A 21,145-nucleotide genomic window follows, 5' to 3' on the forward strand; every position below is an offset into this window, starting at 1 on the left:
CGATAATCAATGTTTGCGGTATTTTCCACAACCTCATCGAACTCTGACAAATTCAGATTATTCGTATCCGTCACAGTAGTCGATTGCCCTAATACTGTTTTAGCCGTACTATTATGGAAGCTTGGTTTCTTCTGATAATCGGCAATGGCTTGATTGATTTTTGCCTCAATGGCTGCGATATTTACGGCACTACCATCTGATCGTTTTATTGAGTGAAGGGTATACCCATTAACTTCTTGCCAGATCATCTTCTGTGCCACAATATGAGTATCTGCATCTGTACCTACTTTTTTCCATAAAACGGAAACTAATTTGGCTTTATCGGACATATCTGGTAACGGGTTCTTCTCATATCCAGGAGTGAACTCATTGTAAATCGGGACTCCTGGTTCAACACAGAAAATATCTTGTTTAACGCCGTTGTACACTGCATAATGCGGAACAGTGACTTCTGACATTGGACGACCATCACTAAAAGTTCCTTCAACAGCATATTGATGTGCTAAATCTAGTTCTACGGTTACCGTTTGTGGATGGGTAATTTCATCAGCAAAAGCAATCGTAGGAGCAATTGCTCCTACAATTGATTGAACAGCCAAACTCAAAATAGTTAATACACATAATTTCTTTTTTTGTTTTTTATACATGAAATGTTCTCCTTTCAAATTAGGCACAAAAAAATAAGATGCTCGCTTGAACATCTTTGTTTATAAAGTCTTTTTAAAATATTTATTGACTAAATAGAATGGATTTGAGAATGAATGAGCCTAAAAATTTAATATAAAATACGAAATATACTGCCTTTAAATTAGAACACATTTTAGAACACAAACATTTCAAATTTAATCAAATATAACAAAATATATTTACGGAAAAACCTTTATAAATCAAGGCTTTTCAAACTTATTCAATGATACGAAGAAAAAACCAGGTCTTAAGAAAGCTCGTAAAGCTTCACAGTTCTCAAAACGTTAATATATTTTATATATCGACATTTCAGACACTTTCCATTTTGGAAGGTGTCTTTTTTGTGGGTTTTCCTAAAGACTCTTTTATTCAAAGTCAATAAAACTGAAGGGGATGATTGGTAATGATTAAAAGGGGGAATATGTTATACAATTAGATATAACGAAAAATGAACTATAGGGGTGTCAAATGAAGAAAAAAGTGATGATGGGTTGTTTATTTATGAGTGTGCTTTTACTAGGTGCTTGTCAAAAGTCGAATACGGATACTACAGCAAAGTCTACAAAACAAACGAATAGTATCGTAAAAAAATCTAGTAGTAGTTCTGCAACGGACAATATTTCTAGTTTGGATAAACAGAATACTGATATAAAAGAATCATCGTCTGATGAATCAAACACCATAAAGACAGCACAAAAGCAGTTAATGGGGAAACGATTTTTCATGGTTCCTGCATTATATGATGGTGAAGATGCCAATCAGGCGATGGAAGAAAATAAAGCGCCGCAAAATTTGATGCATGATGGTGGAGTAGTTTTTAGTTTTACAAATGATACGACAGTCCATGTTGAGTTAGCGGGCACCTACAGACCTGACTATGATACTACGTATAAACTAACTGATAATAAGATAATCATTGAGGACCGAAATATTCCGTATGCTATAACTAATGGACTTATTTCATTTGATTCTTGGGAAACGGAGCTAAATGGGCATACGATTACTTGGTCTTTTAGTCCAGAGGAAAATTCTTCCGCGAGTTCTTCTGAAAACTCTTCTGACACAAACATCAATACAAAGAATTTAACCTCTGAGCAATTCAAAGAATGGGTCAGTGCTGTTTTGGATAAGCAGTTCACTATGGGAAGACATTCTTTTCCATACAAATTATCTGTCGAAAATCATGATGGCTATGCGTATATCCGAGTGAAGCATAGTGAGCTACAAGTGGACACTATTACAATGTTTCGCATAAATAGTGAGGGCCAGTTAGAAGAGGAAGACCGCTCCAATGGCTTTCCGGTCACTTACAAGGTTGTCTCTTCTAAATTTATGGATACCTCAGAAGTCACTGTGAATAATTAATTTATTAGTAAATCAAGTTGCGCTTATTTGGAAATCCAAATAAGTGCTTTTTTGTAAATAGTGCCATTGAGTCAAATCCGATACTTTCCACGCCAAAGAAGCTTATTCAATTAGCCTTCTTCTCTACAGCCCCATCACTTTTTCTTCTTCCTTCTAAGAAACTTTTCAATTCTATTTTTTGCCCTTCGTTCGTTTCGCCGTTGTTGGATTTGATCTTCGTTCTTGTCGGAAGCATCTGAGTTCTCTAGGTTTGTGGCGGCGTTTTTTGCTGGTGGTCTTTCTGTTTTGGGCAGATTGGATTTGCCAGCAGCGTTCTTTGATTTGGCTGTTGGCGACTTAGTGGGTGGTTCTGTCTTCGATTTCGTTGCAGCAGGCTGATTTTTTTGTTGAGCAACCTTGCCAGTAGCTGTGGTGTTTTTTGCTGTCGATAATTCTTGCTGGGCGTTTTTCTTACGAGGCGTTTCTTGTTTATTGGTTGTTTCTTGAACAGACTCCTCAGCATTTGCTGGTACGGCTTCGTGCTCTGCGTCGAGACAGCTTTTTTTGCTTTTGAATTTTACGTATTCGGCAAAGCGGCGGACACCGGAGGTTTGGAAAATCGTTAAGGTGGTTAAAATGTTCAATACTTCGGCAGTCTCCTCTGGAGAGGTAATGGGTTTTGTATCCCGCAATGTCCAGGTATGTTTTTTGCCAGCGGCATCTTTAAAAACGGAGATAAGATCGAATTGAAAGTCGGATTCTTGTGAGTGTTCGCGACTTTTTTTCTCCAATAGTTTTTTATAGGAACAAGCTTCTTTGGTAGATGCTTGGTATTCTTCTTTGCTGGAGAATAAGCGTTGGGTGATGGTTTGCCATTCTTCGTCAGAAAAAAAGTGCTGAAAATAGACGCAATGCTGGCGCAGCGTGTCATTTGGAGTTGCAGATAAGAAGAGTTCATGGATCAGTTCCTTTAGTGGCTGAAGTGAGAAGTCGCTGACACAAAGCGAGTGGCGAACAAGGATCGCTACTAGATACTCGACTACCTCCGCGACCTGTTGATTTTGCTCGAAGGATCGAAGCACACGTTTAAAGAGGTTCTCCTTCTTCATTCCAAATAATTGTCTTTGACCAAGCTTTGCTACGTCCATTGTCGTTTCCCTCCACACTTTGCGAAATTATTTTTAGAAATCGCTTTCATTTTTGTTATATTCATTATGTTAACTGTTTGAAATAAGGTTGTAAATAGGGTGAAGTGATACTTTTTTTCTATTATTTTTATTTAAAAATTGAGTAAATAATGTAAGTTCATATTTTTGGCTTTTTCGGATTTGTTCATCATTTTTGGGATGATTATTGTATTTTTTTCTAAAGGGACGGAAGAATTTATTTTGTTGTTTATTGGATTTTTTCAAATCTCTCTTTCTTATTAAGTAAGATGAATAATTATAATTTTTTTGCTAAAAAAAGAGATTCCGCATAAAAAAATGCAAAATCTCTTGAAAAAAATATTTCGTTCTATGTTCCCTCAAGGATGAATCATCGATGCTTTCATTATTGTTTTGTCAAAACACAGGTGAAGATATAATTTGAAATATCTTTTAAATCGCTGGTTAAATGGTTAATGGAGATTGGTAGAATGAAGTCCTGCTCTTGATTCAATAAACAGCGTTCGCAGACGATAAAGCAGGGAATATTGAAAAATAATTCCGGAATATCCTCGATGGAATAATAGATTTCATCATTGATAAAAAAATAGTTCTCAGAAATGATCTTGCTGATATTATTCCGAAACAGCATGTGCGAGTATTCGTCTTTCGCAACGATGATGATGGGAAGTTTCTTTTTCGCGCCTTTTTTCAGGATAGGCATGACGAGGTGGCAGAATTGCAGGATGATCGATTCGGACATCATGAGTTGCTCTGAAAAATTCTCTTTTATCCAGGTAAATACGATCTGACTTATTTTTTCTTTTATCCCGCGATCCTCACAGTTTATAAAATAATATTGATTGAGCAGAAATTCGTTAATGCCTAATGAGGTCGTGTACACAAGATCCATTAAGGGCTTTTCGAATTCAATTTCTCCCAGCAGATTCATTTCAAAGGCGGCTTCAAACTGTCGAATCAGCTGAACAACGGAGGGGTGGCTATTAATTAACCGATTTCGGTAATATTGATAGTCTACTTCAATCAAGCGGTAGCTTTCTGGATTGTAAGGCAAGTTTTTATAGATAAAAGAGATGAACGCGATGTTCTCATCATCGAGCGTTATTTCGTGCTGCGAAAAGCAAGTTTTGATGCTGTTAAAAAGAATCCCCGTTTTCAAAAATTTGATCGTTTCACTATCGATCGGAAGACGGCTTTTTTTCGTGATGCTTAAAAAGATCGCATAGCGTAAGTAATGAAGGCTCTTGCTGCTGAAATGATTTTTCAGTAAATCGCCTAAATCATGGGCGATTTGTTCAGACTTAGCAAATAGCGGATTTTTCTTCAGATCCTCCACCCCGATCCCTCGCATCCACAGAGTTAAATAGATATACCGTACCTTAAGCTCATTTTCAAAAGCTATTTTTCCTTCGGGCGTGCTGCCTAATCCTTGTCTAAAAAAAATTTCAGCCTTTTTCTTTAGATTGAACACCTTTGTAACCGAGATAAATTCTTCTTCGGCTATGGAGGTATAGTTGTTATTGCCTAATAGACAACGGTAGCATACCCTCAAAAAAAGGGAGTCCGAGTACATTTTACGAACTAAATCGTAGCAGGTGACGCCCTGCTTAAAATGAAAGGATAGCTGTGAGCGAGTGATAGAATAGGAGGCTATGTCCTCCTCTAGCCGTGCAGCGATTTTTTGACAGTCCTTTTTGATCGTGTTGAAGCTCGTATTCATATTGGCCGCAAGCTCCCCAATTTTGATTTGCCTGCATTCGTATAGCACGTAAGTAATTTTGACTCTGCGTAGGATATCTTTTTCTATAAAGTTGTCTATCAATTGAATGTCTCCTTATATTGTTAAACCTAAGAAAAATCTTAATATAAAATAAGTATCCCTCTATTGTTTTTGCAAGAAGGGCCTTGTTGGCGAACTTCCCCAAAAATTTGTTAATTCATATATTCCTGCACCTCATTGAATAATAGGTCCCCTAAAAAGTAGCCTTTGTTCCATGAGGTAATCAGTTCGCCCTCGGGAAAATGATAGGCGGCTAATTTCTTTTTGATTCGATTGGTTAAATTAGATAGCTGGCAAAGGTTTGATTTGGTCGCATCCTTTTCCCAAATTAAATAGCACAATTTCTCACGAGACAAGGTTTCTCCAGTTTTTTGATACTGATAGAGATAATGCAAGAATTTCTTCTCATTGGCTGAAAGGCTGAAGAAGAATAGCTCGGAATTTTTTTCGGCATGGGGGACTACTCCCTCGCTATCAAGAGGGCTTGATTTAGTTTGACTGCTCGTCCATTTAGCAATTTTTTCAATGACCTCGATATCCGTGGTTTCTGGATCGATCCAATCATCGATCTCATCAATCAAGTAGGAGCATTCGGAATTCTTCAGGTCATTTTTCCTGCCCTTTCTTAATAGAGCTAAGCCGTTTTTCTTAAATGCAGAATAATACTTTGAAACTTCTAAAGTAGAAATGGTATCACTAAAGATGACCAAAGAGAAATACTTGATGATCTGGGGAGAAAGCTGTGCATCCAACATCAAATCACTGGAACAATAGACCTCGTCATTTGATCGTTGTAAAATGGACTGCAGACTTTGCTCCGCCAATAAATTTTTTGTTATGATTAATACTCTCGTCATAATTTTTCACTCCTATTCGTAAATTCTCAGTTGTATTCACAACGGTTAATAAGCATCTATTCACGTATTCGTCTTATTATTTTGTTAGCGCCGCAATCATACATTATCAAAAATATTCAAAGTATTTTTTTATTCTTTTTAATTTTTTTTGGCTATAAATTAAATTTTTGGATAAAATACATTTTAATATCAAAACACAATATACTAAGCGCTATTATTTATAAAGACAAAGACAGTTAGATAAATGATCACTAGTCAAATTTTGTTCTTTTTTAAATAGGACCGGGGATGAGAGAAAACGCGCTTTTTGCTTCTTCCATCAAACCTTAGTATAATAACGTTGTTTTGAAAAACGTACGACCGTTTACTTAAGGACGGTAGGAGGAAATATACATAATGACAACGAATTTTTGGGCAGAGCTGCCAAAGCCCTTTTTTATTTTGGCACCAATGGAAGATGTAACGGATGTAGTGTTTCGTCACGTCGTTAAAGCAGCGGGAGCGCCGGATGTTTTCTTTACGGAGTTTACAAATTCCGATAGCTTTTGTCATCCAGATGGCATCGAGAGTGTGCGCGGTCGGTTGGCTTTTACGGAGGATGAGCAGCCGATGGTGGCGCATATCTGGGGAGACAAACCAGCATTTTTCCGTGAAATGAGTATTGCCTTGGCGGATATGGGATTTAAAGGGATCGATCTGAACATGGGCTGTCCCGTCCCCAACGTTGCGGAGCGAGGCAAAGGGAGTGGGCTGATTCTACGCCCAGATGTAGCCGCTGAATTGATTGCGGCAGCGAAAGCAGGCGGATTGCCTGTGAGTGTTAAGACACGGCTTGGTTTTACAGATACGGCCGAGATGGAAAGCTGGATCAGTCACTTATTGAGACAGGATATTGCCAATCTTTCGGTCCATATGCGGACAAGAAAAGAAATGAGTAAGGTTGACGCTCATTGGGAATTGATTCCTCAGATCGTCAAACTGCGAGATGAAATTGCCCCTCAAACCTTGATTACAATTAATGGCGATATTCTGGATCGTCGGATGGGGCTGGCGCTTGCGGAAAAGTACGGAGTAGACGGCTTGATGATCGGCCGTGGGATCTTCAAGAATCCCTATGCCTTTGAAAAAGAACCAAAGGAGCACACACCGAAAGAAATGATCGACTTACTACGACTGCAGCTTGATCTGCAGGATCAGTTTTCGGAGCAGGTTCCTCGCTCCATCGTTGGACTGCATCGTTTCTTTAAGATTTATGTCAAAGGATTCCCAGGCGCAAATGACCTGCGTGTAAGCTTGATGAATACAAAGTCTACTGCAGAGGTGCGGGAGATTTTGGATACTTTTGAAGGGGAACATCAAGAGCTATTTTAATGGTTTAAAAATGAAGTATGTAAAAATCAGGTTTCAGTCTTTAAAATTTAAGATTGAAACCTGATCTGCCTATAGTTGGAGACACGATTTTATTGTCGTGTCTCTTTTCTTTTTTTGTGAGAGCTTTCGTTAGAGATATTGGTCCAACAGATTACTTTTCAATAATCTGACTTACAAGTGTCAGTAAATGTTTAAGTTTATTGATTTCGCTGGTGTCATGAGACAAGTAGTAATAATTCTTCGTCCCTTCACTGCGGTAATCAATGAGCTTGGCCTGCTTTAAAATTTTTAAATGATGGGAAACCGCGGGGCGGGAGAGCTTCGTCGTCTCGGTCAAGTCGTTTACTCGTAGGCCTTCACAAGCCTTATCTTCTAGTAGGGCAATGATGATTGCTTGGCGTTTTTCGTCACCTAAGGCAATTAAAAAGTCACTAACTTCAGAAAATTCGTTTTTTATTTTTTTTAGATCGGACATCACATTCACCTTTTGTTCATTATTTTAAACCATTGAAACATTGACGGAGATGCTTGTCAATTTTTTAGGAAGCAAACAAGTTGACGAACTTTTTCCCATCAGCTAAGATACAACTCGTAGCTATGGTTTAAAAATTTAAACGAATAAACCGTGAAATCGGATGTTTATTTAGCGTATCGGAAGAAATAGATGAAGAAGGAGTCATAAAATGAAAGCAGCAATGATTCATCGTTATGGTCAAAAAGAAGTGGAAGTTGTAGAAACGGCAATGCCAAAAATTCGTGAGCAAGACGTTTTAGTGAAGATTGCGGCAGCCAGCATCAATCCTATCGATCTGAAAACAAAAGAAGGCAAAATGAAGATGCTGTTAAAGTACCCAATGCCTTTAACATTAGGCAGTGATTTTTCTGGAACAATAGTAGAGACTGGAAAGGGTGCAACGAATTTTCTAATCGGAGATCAGGTCTATGGTCGCGTTCAGAAGGATCGCATCGGAACCTTTGCTGAATACATCGCGGTGAGCCAAGAGGATATCGCTTTACTGCCTAAGAATGTAAGTTTTGAGGAAGCGGCTGCGATTCCGTTGGTGGGATTAACAAGTTATCAGGCCTTGTATGAGATCATGAACGTGACGGCTAAGGATAAAGTATTGATTCAAGCCGGTTCAGGCGGCATCGGCACGATTGCGATTCAATTAGCCAAATTATCTGGTGCCTACGTAGCGACTACGACTAGTGAAAAGAATTCCGCATTAGTAAGAGAGCTAGGCGCGGATAAAGTCATCGACTATCATAAAGAAAACTTTGATGAGGTTCTTGCTGATTATGACTATGTTTTTGATACGATGGGAGGAGAAATATTAGAAAGAGCGTTCAACGTTATCAAGCCTAAAGGAAAGGTCGTGACGCTCTCGGGAATGCCCAATAAACGCTTTGCTCGCGAGTACGGATTGCCATTCTGGAAGCAAGGAATTTTGACCTTGGCCAGCCATAAACTAAGCAAGCGGGCCAAGACAGCGAAGGCCGAGTATGTGTTCCTATTTATGCGGCCAGACGGCAAACAGCTAGAACAGCTGACGGAACTGATTGAAGCTGATAAGCTTAAACCGATCATTGATCGGGTGATTCCGTTAGAAGACATTCAAGCTGCCTTTGACTATTCAGCCTCTGGTCGAGCGAAAGGAAAAATCATTATAAAAATGCCAGACTAATCAGGAGGGGCCGTTCGTTCTTCTTGGTATAATAAATCAAAAGAAGAAGGAGCGAAAAAAGAATGATCGAAGTAAAACTTGGTGATATCTCTCGTTTAGAACGTCCTGTAGATGCGATCGTCAATGCCGCAAATGCAGCCTTGATTCCGGGCGGCGGTGTTGATGGTGCGCTAAATCGAGCGGCTGGACCGAAATTAAAGCAGGCGATGGCGAAAATCGGTGGCACTCCGACTGGTTCGGCGGTAATTACGGAAGCCTTTCATTTACCTGCTACCTACGTGATTCATGCAGTTGGTCCACGCTATATTGATGGCGAGCACGAGGAAGAACGATTGCTTTACTCTGCCTATGAGTCCGTATATCGGCTGGTTCATTCCCATGAGCTTCAAACCATAGCTGTTCCCGTTTTAAGTGCGGGAATTTATGGTTACCCTAAGACAGAGGCCGCTCGGATTCTTTATGAAGTGGCTAATCGAGGAGAAAATCAGGCAATCAACACGTTGGTCGTTGTCTTTGAATCCTCCTGGCTGCCGATTTTTGAAAGGCTTCAAATAGGGAATGAAAACGATTAACTATTTTTATCAATTTTGTGATAAAGTGATAAGATAATAGTAAATAAGTAAAAGCGAGGCGAATGATTTGAAAGCTATCTCAATTCACCCTGAGCCGGTCATGGAGATTCTTTCCGGCAAAAAAACCGAAGAATATCGGTCGTGGACCACCCATCATCGCGGACCGTTATTAATATGTTCGACGGCGATTAAAACACCTGGCTGCATCTCCGGGCACGCGGTATGCATTGTTGATCTTGTCGATGTAAAAAAATTAGCTGAGGATTCATATGCGTGGGTCTTTGAAGATGTCCGTTGCATCAAACCTTTTTCTATCAAGGGGCAGCGACGTTTGTACCATGTACCAGATGATCGGATTGTCGAACCAGAATCGGGTGAATTCATAATAGAAGATGGCGAAAAAGTCGTTACCGAGGAATTTTGGCAAACATACTATCTTTCAATAGTGGATTAATCTTTTTCATTTCCCTAGATGAAATAGGCTCAGTGATCGTTTCTATCAAACGATTACTGAGCTTATTTATTTGTCGTTTTTTGAAATAAAGAACGGTGTTCGTTGTTCTGACCGTAGGGCGTACTTTTTTCTTAATCTAGAAAAATCGTCTGTCTAATTCTGCTATTTTGAATATTTTTGACTAAAAATTGCCATAATTGTGTTTTCATATTATTATTTGTTAACAAAATAGAAATTATACAAGGAATGAGTATTTATTTCATACAATTAGGCGAAGGTTGATAAGAAAATAGGCTCGGTGGTAGTTGTTGGTGATAGGGCTTTTAGGGGAACCGGATTTTGTAACTTTTAGGGACGGCATTCTTTTTGAGAGGAGAATGATCATGGATTTTCGTACACTTTTGGGGACAAGCAACAAGCGGCGACTGGCATTAGTAGAGCGACTTTATTATCATCGGGATGGTTGGTCGAGCAACCAGCTGTTGAGTGAACTGAATTGTTCGTTGCCGATTTTATTGAATGATATTGAATTGATTAATGAAGAATATCCAAGCTTTCAAATTACGAAGACGCAAGGTCTTTATCGCTTAACGGTAGACAAAAAGGTGAACTTAGGGAATTTATATGCCAATATACTCAATACCAGTCCGGAATTTCAGATCATCGAAGAGCTTTTATACGAAGAATGCGACAGTATTACGATCTTAGCGAAAAAATTGTATCTCAGCACCTCCAATACGCAACGCTATTTAAAAAAGCTTGAGCAAATGTTTACTCAGGCAGGCATGGAATTATGTTACCGGCCACTACGCTTAGAGGGGAACGAGGGAGAGATTCGTAATTTCTATTATCGTTTTTATAGTGAGCGGCAGGTGGCTTTTGAAAGTCCGCTGCCTAAGCTGCCGCCGAAACACTACCACATTATTGAACGCTATGTGCAAGAATTTGTCCGCATCAATCAAATCCACGAAAAATATGTTTTTCAAAAACGCTTGATTTACAATTTCTATATTAGTATTTGGCGGATCAAAAACGGCCATGACTATCCTAAAGAGGAGCTTAGAATTGAAGGACTGACGTTACCCATGGAGTTGCCTTACAAAGAATTGCGGCAGTCAGTTAGAGAAGGTGCGGATCTGACATTGACCCCAGAGATGACACGAGATGGCTTATGGCTGCTTTTCTCCGATTCCATCGTATTCAGTTGGGAACATCGGGAATTAGCAATGAAAGATAATGAAAAATACCAGCAATTGTTTCATCGGCATTATGAGCTGGTAGAAGCCTATAATGAGCTGCTGGGGCATCGTCTAACCAAACAAAATTGCATTGATTTGGCTACCGTTTTATCCAATGATTTTTATCTGTATGATCCTGATGGCCAATACTTATGTTTACTTTGGCGGAATCGCACCATCTTTCTTTCAGAGGTTTCCAAGATGTATTGCCGAGGGGTAGAAAAGGTGAGGACATTAGTGGAGCAATTTGTTCATAAGTATCAGATGTATCAAGAGGAAGATTTCATCCGAAATTATGTCTACTTGCTGATTACGACAGAAGAAAGAGGAATGGAATGGCTGGCTAGTCAAGAGCCGTTGTTGAAAGTCTTATTGCTGTCTGAACTGACACCAACAGAGGAAAGCTTTTTAGCCAAACAGATTTCGGACAAAATCTATGGGAATTTTATGATTTATCATTTCGAAAAGTTGTCTGGCGGTACACCGAAGCTGCAACAGGAATTGAAAAAATATGATTGTCTCATTACTACAGGCTCTGCTCAAGGGCTGCCGGAGGAGTATCCCGTCGTTGTGATCGATCCTTTTTTAACGCGGCAGAGTACCCGTTGGATCCAAGAGACGATCAACGAGCTTGAGGAAAAACGTCAGCTAGTATCTATGGTAGAATAGTAGCGAAAGAAGGCTGATGTATGAATAGTATGGAGAAAATCAATCAATTTCGCGATGAACGAAACTGGCGTCCTTTTCACAATGAAAAAGATTTAGCCCTGTCGATTTGCTTGGAAGCGGCGGAGCTATTGGAGCTTTTCCAGTGGAAAGAATCCGAAGAAGCTCGCACGCAGACCGAACGCTTGAAGGAAGAGTTGGCGGATGTGCTGATTTATTCTTATATGATGGCAGATAATTTGGATTTTGATATTGATGAGATCATCAGTGAGAAGTTGAAGAAAAATGCAGTGAAGTATCCAATAGAAAAAGAATAGAAACTTGCGGAGCAATCCCACGAATGGAGCAGAGAAATCTGCTCTTTTTTGTTTTTTTAAAGGAAAATCTGCTAATAAATGAATAGCCGCTATGTTAGGAGGTTTGTTTTTTATTGTTATATATAATCGACTTTATAATAATGTTGGTTTTTGTATGTATTTCAAATAAATCAAATTAGAAAAACGTGATTTTGTAAGCGTTTTACCAAAAATCAGTATTGTTTATGTGTATTTTAATCTGCTTTTGTCATTTTTGACAAAAAAACACAGTGATTAAATAACTGATATTGTGAAAATTTGATTAATATTTTAGTTGAGTTAAACATGTACATATGTTAATTTATAATTGTAAAGTAATTATTCGCTAATAAATAGCACTTATTATTTAAACTATTATTTAAAGTTTAATGAAATTTATGGTTGGAATTCCGTTATTCCGTGCTGTTATTCCACCAGTGTGTAGGATGATTTTTAAGAAAAGAATCAGGTAAGAAAAATGAAAAAAGCTCAGGAAGTAAAAGCAAAACCCAAAAAGCGCAATAGGACCTCTTCAGACTTTTTAAAACAGGAATTATTTTCTCTTGTGGTAAAGCTAGCGATTTTGTTGACGCTGGCGTATTTTGTCGTCCATTTTGTCTATGGCATCACTCGCTATCCGGATGATTCAATGGTTCCGGCGGTAAAATCTGGAGATGTCGCTTTATATTATCGGCTGAATAAAAATTATGTCGCTTCAGATGTGGTCGCTTTAGAATACGAGAACGACCTGCAGCTTCGGCGAGTAGTTGCAATTGAAGGTGACACAGTAGACATAACTGAAGAGGGTCTAGAGATTAACAATCATTTACAAGCGGAGCATCAGATTTATGAGGAAACCCTTCCTTATACAGAAGGAATCGATTATCCAGTAAAAATCGGAACAGGGGAGGTATTTGTCTTAGGCGATAAACGAGAAGCGGCAATAGACAGCCGTGTATATGGGCCAATCAAGACTAAGGATACGCTGGGCAAGGTGATCACGATATTGAGACGAAGAAGTATTTAAGTTTTCAACCTAAATGGAAATTGAAACTAAATAGATAAATATTTTTGAGGAGGAAAGAGGATGAAGAAAATAGTAAAAGGAATTTTTGTTGTAATAGCTACATTAAGTGTTGTTGCAAGTATGGCACTAACTGCAGCGGTTGAAGTGAAGGCTGATGGACAAAAACATCCACTTTATGACGAAGAAGCGGTATTAACAAAGGTGATAAAAATACCTGAAGGGGTGATCGTTCCGAATCTGGTATTTGATTTTGATGCTGTTCCTTTAGGAGAAGAAGATGAAGAGGGAAATCTCTTTGGGACTGCTCCAGAATGGAAGCTTCCTTCGATAGAGTTTAGTGAGGATAGTGTCAACCCTGACAAAGGAGAAAGCGGGAATAAGGCCGTTAAAACAACTGATAATCTTTTGGTAAAAAAAGTTATAAATGAAACCACTATTCTACAACTAAAAGATGCAAGCGCTGATGATGCAACGGTGAACTTTGGACATGCTGGTGTCTATCTGTATGAAGTAACAGAAAAAGTGCCCAATCCGTCAGATCCAGAAGATGTGATCACTCGTTACTCTCAAGCGAAATATACTGTACGTGTTTATGTGGAAAATATTGAGGATAAAGATGGAAATTCCTTATTAACAGTTAAAGGGTTAACCATTCTTAAAGTAACAGATGATAATGGAGACAATGTGGGGGCAAAAGTAGATCCAACTCCCGGTAGTGATACGGAATACGGCGGCAGTGAATTCCGATTCGTCAATGAATTTTGGGATGAGACAGAACTTGAAGTAGAAAAACGAGTTGCAGGAAACGCTGGGGATCGAACAAAAGCGTTCGATTTTGATATTAGCCTGACTTTACCAACAGTAGTAGCAGCTCCTGATGATCATAAAATTACCTATACATTATCAGGTGATCCCACAAATACTGTCTTTGAATACGACGGAAACAATCCAATTTCAGTGAAATTGAAACATGGAGAAAAAATCATCTTTAAAAATCTGCCTGTCGGTTCTACTTACAACGTAGTCGAAACAATCGCTAAGGGATATACCCCTTCAGCAGTGGTTACTGGACGAGGAACAAATGGAGTAGCAACGGATGGCACGCCTGATGATGACTTGAAATTCACTGTTATGGTAGGCGATGTTATCGATCTTTTAGTTGATTTTGAGCAAGATGGGATTGAAAATACGACGGTTGTAACCAATGAATACAAAGATCCTAGTATCACAGGCGTTCTTACCGATAATTTCCCATTCATCGTCATGGTCCTTGTTGCTGGTGCCGGAATCGTATTTTTGACAGTAAGTAAGCGAAGAAGAGCACAGTAAGATGTCAGCGCCAAAAGAACCAACGAAAAAAACACTTTCTTTTAGCGTTCGTTTGGTCCGTTGTTTTAGTAACTTGATTGATCGCATAGCAGTGATTCTTTTATTGCTGCTATGTGCGTATGGAATTTACGGAATGTGGGATACGAATCAGCTGTTATCAAGTGCGCAGTCCTCCAATTTGCAACAATACAAACCTGAAGCAGATGATACGCTATCCTTTCAGGAATTGAAGGAAATCAATGACGAGGTGATTGCCTGGCTGACAGTCTACGGAACAAAAATTGATTATCCCGTAACGCAGGCTGATAATGATCAGAAATATGTGAATACAAGTGTCCTAGGAAAGTATTCGCTGGCGGGGAGTATTTTTTTATCTAGTGAGAACGCCGCAGATTTTTCTGACTTCAATAGTATTATTTATGGTCATCACATGGATAAAGAAGCGATGTTCGGCGGTTTGGATAAATTCATTGAAAAAAAATACTTCAATCAGCACCAATACGGCAATCTTTATTGTGATGGAAAAAATTATGGGATTGAATTTTTTGCCTTCATTAAGGGGGATGCCTATGACTGGCAGCTGTATAATCCAGGGATTCAGGAGAGTGCGGCTCGTGAATCTTATTTGTCGTATTTGCTGGAACAGGCCAGTCAAACGCGTTCGATGAAGGTCACGGAAGACGATCGTATTGTTTTATTAAGTACCTGTGCGTCTGAACCGACAAATGGTCGGCATCTATTGATTGGAAAACTCTTTGACGAACCCTTTGAGGATCCCTTTTATCAGGCAGAAGAAGTCAAACCCTTTTTAGGAATTGATCCGCAAGCTTGGTGGGGAAATTTATCTAAATGGCTAGGCGCTTTCCTGCTGGTTCTTTGGCTCGTCATCTTGCTTGGTTTGTTTTTGAGAAGGAAAAAAGAAGGGAGCAAATAAAATGAGAACACGTGAAAGATATGAAACTTGTTATTATCTAGTTGTCCTCCTTGTTGTTGCTTTTTTCTTTCCAACGCAAGTCTCGGCCCAAGCGACGGCCCATATTCCCATTGAGCAGACCTTTAAAATGGACGCTGGCAGTTTGGAGCAGATCGCCCAAACAGGTATCTATATTCTTGAACCGTTAGAGCCGAACAGTCCGATGCCTAATAATCAGACACCTTATCAAGTACAGTTAGCAGGAAACGAAAGCAAAATTATTGAAGGGTTCGATTTTTCTCATGAAGGGACGTTTATCTATAAACTCTATCAACAAATCCCCTTGGATAAACCTGAGATTACCTATGATGATCAAGTCTATCTGATCACCGCTCATGTTGTGGACATAGATGGAGCTTTAAACGTTGATCTTACAATGAAGAATGCTCAAAAGCTGAAGGTAGCTGCGGCTGTATTTGAAAATATGTACACGGCGGTACAAACAAAAAATCAAGAGGAACCTATGACGGAGTCTCTGCCCGATACTAAGCAGGAAAAGGAAAAAACTGAGGAATCGGAACGTCGTCTGCCAAGTACGGGCCAGCTGAAGGAAAATCTTTGGCTATTGGGATTCATTGTTTTACTTGCGGCAATGAGTTTCTACAAAGGAAAGCAATACATTGAAACCAAAGAGTAAGATGTCGATCCATCCTTGATGGGTCGACGCTTTCTCAAAGGTTAGTTGTCTTTTTTTCTGAGGATATGACAGGCGGTCATTTTTTCATAAAAAAGGATTACTGAAGAAGATACAAGTGAGGAGGTTTGACAAAAATGAGGAATAAAAGCAAGCGGTGGTATAGCTGTTCAAACTGGCTGACTCTTTGGCTGACCCTCACGCTTTTTTTGACAAACATGCCTTTCTCTATGATCTATGCTGAAACGATAGAGGGGTCCTCCACTGCAGAAGAGGTTCAAGAATCCCTTCATAGCACTGAAAAAGAGTCAAGTACACAAGCAACGACTGACAATGAAGGGCAGCAAACCATAGAATCAACCGAAACAGTTGAAGGAACCCCTATTGCACAGGCAATAACTGGAACAATCAGGGGCATGGTCTGGCTAGATGAAAATGAGGACGGTGCACATGACAGGGATGAACGACAGTTAGCAGCGATCAAACTCTATTTGGTGGAAGCGGAAAATAAGAACCAAGTAATAACTGAAACGGTGACGGATGACTCTGGAAATTACTCCTTTAAGGACTTAGCGGCAGGGGAATATCAAGTGGTCGTCGAAGAACAAACGTTGGATGGCAAGGACTATTTAGTTCCGATCGCCGATCTTCAGTCGGGAACGGACAACAAGTTTGATAGCGACAAGGAAACGGAATCTTCACGTTCCTATTCTAAGCCGATAAAGGTAACAGAAAACGAAGCTATCGTGGGTATAGATGCAGGAATGCGACTCAAAAGGTTACCCAACCCAACAGGTGGGAATTATAAAGTCTATGATTCCACAAATGCATTGATAGGCTCTTACCCGACTTTAAAAGCTGCTGTTGATGCAAGCAACCTAGCGGCAGATCCATCGCTTACAATTTTATTGACAGGAGATGATACTGCTCAAGGGGAAGAAGCAACGATCAACACGGGAAAAAACATTCTTTTGAAGTCCACGGCAACCAACACCATCACCCAAAACATCGAGCCCAAAAGTGAAACGGACCCAGAGGAACAAACAAAGCGCCATATAAAGGTCAGCAGTGGTGCGAGCCTTACTTTAGAGAATATTACTTTAGCGGGAGCAGGAAAGGCCTATAACGACGGACAATGGGGACCATCCAATGGCGGTGTGGAACTAACAGGAGGAACACTGAGCCTTGGAGAAAATGCGGAAATTACCAAGACCTTTGGAAATAAAGGTGGTGCGATTGAAGCAAAGGAAAATAGTAAAGTCTACTTAAAAAGCAACAGTAAGGTGTATCTAAATCAATCAAGTGACACCGGCGGCGGGATATACGCTAAAGATAGTACAGTAGAAGTCAGTGGGACGAGCAGCATCTCTGAAAATATCGGTCAATGGCGGACCGGCGGAATTCATTTAGATCAAAGTTCTCTAACGGTCAACGACCAAGCGACAGTGACTGGAAATATTGCGAAGCACAATGAAGCTGGCGGTATCAAAGTCGAAAATAACAGCAGCGTCGTGATGAACGGCGGCAGTATCACCGCCAATAAAGTAGAGGACAATGGAAATGGCGGCGGAATCTATCTAGTCAGCGGGTGTACGTTTACCCAAAATGCTGGTGAAATCAACCAAAATGAAGCAACCAATGGTGCGGGCATTTATACTACTGGTGGAACAGTCGAAATGACAGGTGGAACAATTCATCATAACAAAGCTAGTGCTGACGGTGGCGGGATCTATACAACAGAAGGACCGATTCAGGTATCCAACGGTGAAATCAGTCAAAATACTAGCGAGGTAAATGGCGGTGGTATTTTTATCCGAAAAAGTACCTTAACGATAACTGATGGAAAGATAAAGAACAATACCGCTAACATTGATGGCGGTGGGATACGTGCAACAGGTGAAGCAATTCTCGAGGTGACAGGCAACGCAAGTGAAATTAGTGAGAATGAGGCCAATTATGGCGGTGGCATCTCGGCAAATGAAAATAGCCAAATAACTATGACTGACGGGACCATCAGTAAAAATACTGCAGGGCAACGCGGCGGCGGAGTCAATTTGGACGGGACAGCGACCACCTTCACCATGCAAGGAGGAGAAATCAGCGAAAACAAAGCGAAGCAGAGTGGCGGCATCTTAGCAGATAAAGCCATTGTCACAATTACTAATGTAAAAGTACGCAGCAATCAATCAACTGGGAATCAAGCAGGAGAAGGCTATGGCGGCGGGATCATGATCGAGAATCAATCGAATGGGACTGGCGGCTGGTATTCAGCGAAGGTGACCGTCATCGACAGTGAATTTACAGGAAACAGTGCTTATGATGGCGGTGGTCTGTATGTAAGTGAAGGAAGTCAAGAGTTGTCGATCACCGGGTCTACTTTCACGGGAAATACTGCGCGACATCAAGGCGGCGGCATCTTTGTCAACGGTACCCAGACCAAGATCAGCGAGAGTCGCTTTGATTCAAATAAGGCCAGCAGGTATGGTGGCGCCTTAAAGCTGGGGATGGCAACGGTATTAGAAATAGAAACCAGCACAATCAGCGGCAATGAGTCTCGTTATGGCGGTGGCATCTCCGCCAATGACGGCAGCAAAATCACGATGACAGACACCGATATTATAGGAAATAGTGCCCGTCATATCGCGGATGGTGAGTCTGAGATCGTAGAGGGCACGCCGTCAGTGAGCGGAACGGAAAAAGAAAATATTGGCGGTGACGGTGGCGGCGTAAATATTGATTTGCCGGATACGGAATTTAAGATGACCAAAGGAAAAATTGAAGGGAATATCGCCGAAAGCAGTGGCGGTGCATTATTTGCGACTGCACACGCAAAATTCACGCTTGGCGGGACGGAGGCTGAACAAGTTGAGGTAATCAAGAATACTTCGGAATCGCAGGGTGGGGCGCTTTTTCTTAAAGAAAATGTCGAAGGGACTATCAGTAATAGTCTTATAGATGCCAATACCGCTGGAGGAAATGGTGGTGGGGCGCGTCTAGAAGCCAATGCTCGTTTGATTATCATGAATAGCAGTCTGAGTAAAAACACCGCTTCTTATGGCGGTGGGATCTCTGCCAATAGCGCCAGTACCGTCGAAATGAACGGTTCAGCAAGTACAATTTCCGATAATACAACCAGTAATTTTGGCGGCGGGGTGAATATTGATAACGCAGGGACAGTCTTTACCATGAACGATGGTTCGATTGCTAGTAATCCTGCACGAAATGGCGGCGGTGTCTTTGCCAGTGCCGGCGCAGAGTTTCGGATGAATGCGGGCTTGATCACTCAAAATACCGCGCTTAATAACGGTGCGGGCGTGTATCTCCAAGCAACGGCGCAGTTATCGGTTACTGGTGGTACCATTTCACTAAACGTCGCGGAAAGAAGCGGCGGCGGTATTTTTACAGAGGATTATTATTATGATTCTCCAGTAGATGCAGATGCGTACTATCGAAACATTACAGTTACCGGTTCAGGTGAGATCACTGAAGACAATCGTTCTCAGAGAAAGCAGCCTATACCACATATTATCAATGGACCGCTTGGATTTGAAAATAGTTATCTGAATGATTATCAGGTCAATTATTTCCCGAACTCAGTAAGAATCGTTTATGATCCAAATGGTGGCGGCGGCGAACTATATGAAGAACAATATTTCAAACAAAATCCTCCAGAAATTGCAACAATTCGTTCAGAAACAGAGTTGAAATATACCCCGCCAAGCGACCATCCCGAGTATGTATTTCTATATTGGTGCGAAAATGCTGATGGTGAAGGCAAGCGCTATAGTACAGAGGGAACGGACAAGATTACGATGGATAGTGACAAAGTACTTTATGCGATTTGGGGACCGCCAACGACCCTTTCTGGGACAATCTTTCTTGATAAAATCAAAAATAGTACCTATGACAAGGGTGAAGAATTAGAGAACCGAGAAGTGACCTTATATAAGAAGGTGGAAAATTCCTCTGAGTATGTTGCAATCGAAACAACCCTTACAAACCAAGATGGCAACTACTACTTTACAGCTACCGATCAAAATTCCTATAAGATTTCTGTGAAAGTACTGGATGGGGAATATGGCAAGTATGGATTTGTCAAAAAAGGGAGTACGAAACTTAGCAGTCACGTGAACCCGGATGGCTTTTCTGATCCGATTACTATCGACATCGAAAAAGAAAGAAAGCCAGTTTTAAATGCCGGTTATCTCGAATCAGTCGTTGTCACAGGCGTGAAACACAATGCAGAAAATGGCTTCTTTTATCTGATCAGTCTTCTGTTAGCTGGACTCGTAATAACGCGTATTTTTGCGCTTAGAAAAACCGAATAGAGAAAACGCTCCTTTTCAACGACGAAAAGGAGCGTTTTTTATTCGTGTAATTCCAATGGCAGACCGTCAGGATCAAAGAAGAAGGTCATCTTCTCACCAGTAAAGTCATCGGTTCGCAGAGGTTCGCACTCGATTCCGTGACTGTTCAAGTAAGCGACGGTTGCTTCAATATCGGTTGTTTTGAAGGCCAGGTGGCGTAATCCTGCTGCTTCTGGAAAGCTTGGGCGTTTCGGTGGATTTTTCACGGCGAATATTTCTAACTCTGCGTCGTTCAGCTGTAAATCTAATTTATAATCCTGTCGTTCTGGTCGGTAATGTTCACGAATAATCGGCAGACCAAGGATATCGACATAGAAATGCTTCGCCTTCTCATAGTCGGAAACAACAATAGCGACATGGTGAATCGCGGAAAAATTTGGTTTCGGCATAAAACCATCCTTTCAGTTTTTACTTATCTAGTTTATTGTAACAGGACTAGAGGCTGGAGGCGTTCTAGCCGCTTTCTTAAACGTCTTATCGCGTCAAAGCTGAGGGAGCTTACGAAGTCTTTTCTTATTATAAGCTAGTTGGATTAAAAAAAGTATGTTATACTCCAATCAATTGAAGAGAAACATTTGGGGTGCTGTTTAGCTGAGATTATACCCATGGAACCTGATGCAGTTAAGACTGCCGCAGGGAAATGTAGCTAGTTGACTGATC

17 protein-coding genes, 1 pseudogene and 1 riboswitch are annotated in these 21,145 nt (G+C 40.5%); of the genes and pseudogenes, 12 read left to right on the forward strand and 6 right to left on the reverse strand.

What is annotated here, in order from left to right; all coding sequences use genetic code 11:
- Positions 1-647 (reverse strand): annotated as a pseudogene (locus RV13_RS00005) (thioester domain-containing protein); the annotation flags it as partial.
- Positions 648-1,188: 541 nt separating this feature from the next.
- Here RV13_RS00005 and RV13_RS00010 point away from each other — a divergent pair.
- Complete coding sequence (locus RV13_RS00010; RefSeq protein WP_249024450.1) at positions 1,189-2,052, forward strand: hypothetical protein; 864 nt, start codon at positions 1,189-1,191, stop codon at positions 2,050-2,052.
- Positions 2,053-2,186: 134 nt separating this feature from the next.
- On the opposite strand, the gene RV13_RS00015 is transcribed toward RV13_RS00010, so the two are convergent.
- The 3 genes from RV13_RS00015 to RV13_RS00025 form a co-directional block, all read right to left on the reverse strand.
- Entirely contained in the window at positions 2,187-3,179 is a 993-nt protein-coding gene (locus RV13_RS00015; RefSeq protein ID WP_010745042.1) for a hypothetical protein, read from the reverse strand.
- Between the two features lie 403 nt (positions 3,180-3,582).
- Complete coding sequence (locus tag RV13_RS00020; RefSeq protein WP_010745043.1) at positions 3,583-5,019, reverse strand: helix-turn-helix domain-containing protein; 1,437 nt, start codon at positions 5,017-5,019, stop codon at positions 3,583-3,585.
- Between the two features lie 110 nt (positions 5,020-5,129).
- Positions 5,130-5,834, reverse strand: a complete 705-nt coding sequence (locus RV13_RS00025; protein WP_010745044.1) for a helix-turn-helix domain-containing protein — start codon at positions 5,832-5,834, stop codon at positions 5,130-5,132.
- A gap of 396 nt (positions 5,835-6,230) precedes the next feature.
- On the opposite strand from RV13_RS00025, the gene RV13_RS00030 reads away from it, so the two are divergent.
- Positions 6,231-7,205 (forward strand): tRNA dihydrouridine synthase, encoded by a 975-nt coding sequence (locus RV13_RS00030; protein ID WP_010745045.1) that lies wholly within the window; start codon positions 6,231-6,233, stop codon positions 7,203-7,205.
- Positions 7,206-7,356: 151 nt separating this feature from the next.
- On the opposite strand, the gene RV13_RS00035 is transcribed toward RV13_RS00030, so the two are convergent.
- Positions 7,357-7,680, reverse strand: coding sequence for an ArsR/SmtB family transcription factor (locus RV13_RS00035; protein ID WP_010745046.1), 324 nt, complete (start codon positions 7,678-7,680; stop codon positions 7,357-7,359).
- Positions 7,681-7,888: 208 nt separating this feature from the next.
- On the opposite strand from RV13_RS00035, the gene RV13_RS00040 reads away from it, so the two are divergent.
- The 10 genes from RV13_RS00040 (at position 7,889) to RV13_RS00085 (ending at position 20,446) form a co-directional block, all read left to right on the forward strand.
- Positions 7,889-8,890, forward strand: a complete 1,002-nt coding sequence (locus RV13_RS00040) for an NADP-dependent oxidoreductase (protein WP_010745047.1) — start codon at positions 7,889-7,891, stop codon at positions 8,888-8,890.
- Between the two features lie 62 nt (positions 8,891-8,952).
- Positions 8,953-9,462 (forward strand): macro domain-containing protein, encoded by a 510-nt coding sequence (locus RV13_RS00045; RefSeq protein WP_028020400.1) that lies wholly within the window; start codon positions 8,953-8,955, stop codon positions 9,460-9,462.
- A 67-nt stretch (positions 9,463-9,529) separates the two neighbouring features.
- Positions 9,530-9,916 (forward strand): ASCH domain-containing protein, encoded by a 387-nt coding sequence (locus tag RV13_RS00050; protein WP_010745049.1) that lies wholly within the window; start codon positions 9,530-9,532, stop codon positions 9,914-9,916.
- Between the two features lie 383 nt (positions 9,917-10,299).
- The gene (locus tag RV13_RS00055) at positions 10,300-11,823 is read left to right on the forward strand and encodes an AcpB/EbpR/MafR family transcriptional regulator (RefSeq protein ID WP_010745050.1); all 1,524 of its coding nucleotides are present in this window, start codon (positions 10,300-10,302) and stop codon (positions 11,821-11,823) included.
- 20 nt (positions 11,824-11,843) lie between these two features.
- Entirely contained in the window at positions 11,844-12,137 is a 294-nt protein-coding gene (locus tag RV13_RS00060; RefSeq protein ID WP_010745051.1) for a nucleotide pyrophosphohydrolase, read from the forward strand.
- Positions 12,138-12,633: 496 nt separating this feature from the next.
- Positions 12,634-13,182 (forward strand): signal peptidase I, encoded by a 549-nt coding sequence (gene lepB / locus RV13_RS00065; RefSeq protein WP_060789269.1) that lies wholly within the window; start codon positions 12,634-12,636, stop codon positions 13,180-13,182.
- Positions 13,183-13,242: 60 nt separating this feature from the next.
- Complete coding sequence (locus RV13_RS00070) at positions 13,243-14,511, forward strand: DUF7601 domain-containing protein (protein ID WP_028020399.1); 1,269 nt, start codon at positions 13,243-13,245, stop codon at positions 14,509-14,511.
- A gap of 1 nt (position 14,512) precedes the next feature.
- A complete protein-coding gene (gene srtB / locus RV13_RS00075) occupies positions 14,513-15,445 on the forward strand; it encodes a class B sortase (RefSeq protein ID WP_010745054.1) in 933 nt (310 codons plus the stop codon).
- Position 15,446: 1 nt separating this feature from the next.
- Positions 15,447-16,121 carry a Spy0128 family protein gene (locus RV13_RS00080; protein ID WP_010745055.1) on the forward strand — a complete coding sequence of 225 codons (675 nt, stop codon included), beginning with the start codon at positions 15,447-15,449 and terminating at the stop codon, positions 16,119-16,121.
- 134 nt (positions 16,122-16,255) lie between these two features.
- Positions 16,256-20,446, forward strand: coding sequence for an SdrD B-like domain-containing protein (locus RV13_RS00085; RefSeq protein ID WP_028020398.1), 4,191 nt, complete (start codon positions 16,256-16,258; stop codon positions 20,444-20,446).
- Positions 20,447-20,484: 38 nt separating this feature from the next.
- Here the strand turns inward: RV13_RS00085 and gloA2 are convergent, their stop codons facing one another.
- Complete coding sequence (gene gloA2 / locus RV13_RS00090; protein ID WP_010745057.1) at positions 20,485-20,874, reverse strand: SMU1112c/YaeR family gloxylase I-like metalloprotein; 390 nt, start codon at positions 20,872-20,874, stop codon at positions 20,485-20,487.
- A gap of 177 nt (positions 20,875-21,051) precedes the next feature.
- Positions 21,052-21,141, forward strand: a riboswitch (TPP riboswitch).
- Positions 21,142-21,145: the final 4 nt, after the last annotated feature.

This window comes from Enterococcus raffinosus, from assembly GCF_001886185.1.
GTDB lineage: Bacteria > Bacillota > Bacilli > Lactobacillales > Enterococcaceae > Enterococcus_A > Enterococcus_A raffinosus.

Coding starts and splice junctions, on each gene's coding strand:
- RV13_RS00010 (WP_249024450.1), top strand. CDS start 1,189: ATGAGTGTGCTTTTACTAGGTGCTTGTCAAAAGTCGAATACGGATACT.
- RV13_RS00015 (WP_010745042.1), bottom strand. CDS start 3,179: ATGGACGTAGCAAAGCTTGGTCAAAGACAATTATTTGGAATGAAGAAG.
- RV13_RS00025 (WP_010745044.1), bottom strand. CDS start 5,834: ATGACGAGAGTATTAATCATAACAAAAAATTTATTGGCGGAGCAAAGT.
- RV13_RS00030 (WP_010745045.1), top strand. CDS start 6,231: ATGACAACGAATTTTTGGGCAGAGCTGCCAAAGCCCTTTTTTATTTTG.
- RV13_RS00035 (WP_010745046.1), bottom strand. CDS start 7,680: ATGTCCGATCTAAAAAAAATAAAAAACGAATTTTCTGAAGTTAGTGAC.
- RV13_RS00040 (WP_010745047.1), top strand. CDS start 7,889: ATGAAAGCAGCAATGATTCATCGTTATGGTCAAAAAGAAGTGGAAGTT.
- RV13_RS00045 (WP_028020400.1), top strand. CDS start 8,953: ATGATCGAAGTAAAACTTGGTGATATCTCTCGTTTAGAACGTCCTGTA.
- RV13_RS00055 (WP_010745050.1), top strand. CDS start 10,300: ATGGATTTTCGTACACTTTTGGGGACAAGCAACAAGCGGCGACTGGCA.
- RV13_RS00060 (WP_010745051.1), top strand. CDS start 11,844: ATGAATAGTATGGAGAAAATCAATCAATTTCGCGATGAACGAAACTGG.
- lepB (WP_060789269.1), top strand. CDS start 12,634: ATGAAAAAAGCTCAGGAAGTAAAAGCAAAACCCAAAAAGCGCAATAGG.
- RV13_RS00070 (WP_028020399.1), top strand. CDS start 13,243: ATGAAGAAAATAGTAAAAGGAATTTTTGTTGTAATAGCTACATTAAGT.
- srtB (WP_010745054.1), top strand. CDS start 14,513: ATGTCAGCGCCAAAAGAACCAACGAAAAAAACACTTTCTTTTAGCGTT.
- RV13_RS00080 (WP_010745055.1), top strand. CDS start 15,447: ATGAGAACACGTGAAAGATATGAAACTTGTTATTATCTAGTTGTCCTC.
- RV13_RS00085 (WP_028020398.1), top strand. CDS start 16,256: ATGAGGAATAAAAGCAAGCGGTGGTATAGCTGTTCAAACTGGCTGACT.
- gloA2 (WP_010745057.1), bottom strand. CDS start 20,874: ATGCCGAAACCAAATTTTTCCGCGATTCACCATGTCGCTATTGTTGTT.